At 60.4% G+C, this 1,214-nt stretch carries 2 protein-coding genes; both read left to right on the top strand.

Annotated features, from left to right (window positions below; all coding sequences use genetic code 11):
• Positions 1-175: 175 nt before the first annotated feature.
• Entirely contained in the window at positions 176-646 is a 471-nt protein-coding gene (locus QMX98_RS34675; protein WP_010462134.1) for an RNA methyltransferase, read from the top strand.
• A 92-nt stretch (positions 647-738) separates the two neighbouring features.
• The gene (locus QMX98_RS34670) at positions 739-1,116 is read left to right on the top strand and encodes a DUF2892 domain-containing protein (RefSeq protein ID WP_077749174.1); all 378 of its coding nucleotides are present in this window, start codon (positions 739-741) and stop codon (positions 1,114-1,116) included.
• Positions 1,117-1,214 lie beyond the last annotated feature (98 nt).

Raw genomic sequence — 1,214 nt, 5'->3', positions numbered from 1 at the left:
GGCAAGCCTCGCTCCTACGGATATATGTCGTTCACCCAATTGTGATCGACTCTGTCCCTGTAGGAGCGAGGCTTGCCCGCGAAGACAATCTCCCGGTCACCACCAATCTCCAAACCGGACACCCCTCCCCCAATCCCCGTATAATCGCCGTTTTTTCCCCGAAGGCACCCCGCTCGTGGCAGACAAACGGTACAGCTGCATTGGTTTGTATAACCCCAAATCACCGGAAAACGTCGGCTCGGTCATGCGCGCCGCCGGCTGCTATGGTGTGGCGTCCGTGTTCTACACCGGCAAGCGTTATGAACGCGCCGCCGACTTCGTCACCGACACCAAGCGCGTCCACTACGACATCCCGCTGATCGGCATCGACGATTTGAAAAAAATCCTGCCCTTGGGCTGTGTGCCCGTCGCCGTGGAGCTGGTCGAAGGCGCCCGCTCGCTGCCGGAATACACCCACCCGGACCGCGCACTGTATATCTTTGGCCCGGAAGACGGTTCGCTGGATAAAGAGATTCGCGACTGGTGCGAAGACGTGGTCTACATCCCGACCACTGGCTGCATGAACCTGGCCGCCACGGTCAACGTCGTGCTCTACGACCGCATGGCCAAGGGTCTCAACACCCGCTCCGGGGCAAAATTCCGCTGAATCACCGCACATTCGATGGAACAAGCCGACCGCCCCGGCAGTCAGCTTATCTATCTATTGTTGAAGCAGCCTTGCCTGCCAGGAGACAGATCATGAGCGAACTCAAGCGCGTAGAACGCATCGAATCCACCCCGTTCCAGACTCATTCCGAGCAGAACGTTCACGGCTGGGAACGTGTCGGCTCCCTGGCCGGCGGCGTGCTGATGATGGGCAAGGGCCTGCGTCGCGGCGGGTTTTTCGGGTTGATCCAGGTGGCCATCGGCGGCGTCGCCCTGGCTCGCGGGATTACCGGGCACAGCTCGGCGAAAAGCCTGCTGGAGAAAAGCCGCCGGGACATGAACAACGTTCGGGCGAAGATCGAGCGGGCCGGGGAAGAGTTGGGCAAGTTGAAGGCGAATGCCGAGGCGGCGACCCATACCGCTACGGTGACAGGCAACGATTCGTTGAAGTCGCCGAAGACCGGGGTTTGATCCGGGATTTTTGCTGAGGCTGACGGCCTCTTCGCGGGCAAGCCTCGCTCCTACAGAATTGGTGTGATCACATGAACCCTGTAGGAGCGAGGCTTGCC

Origin of the sequence: Pseudomonas sp. PS02303 (assembly GCF_029959925.1) — a bacterium.
GTDB lineage: Bacteria > Pseudomonadota > Gammaproteobacteria > Pseudomonadales > Pseudomonadaceae > Aquipseudomonas > Aquipseudomonas mandelii.
This window is presented reverse-complemented; position numbering and strand designations above follow the sequence as displayed.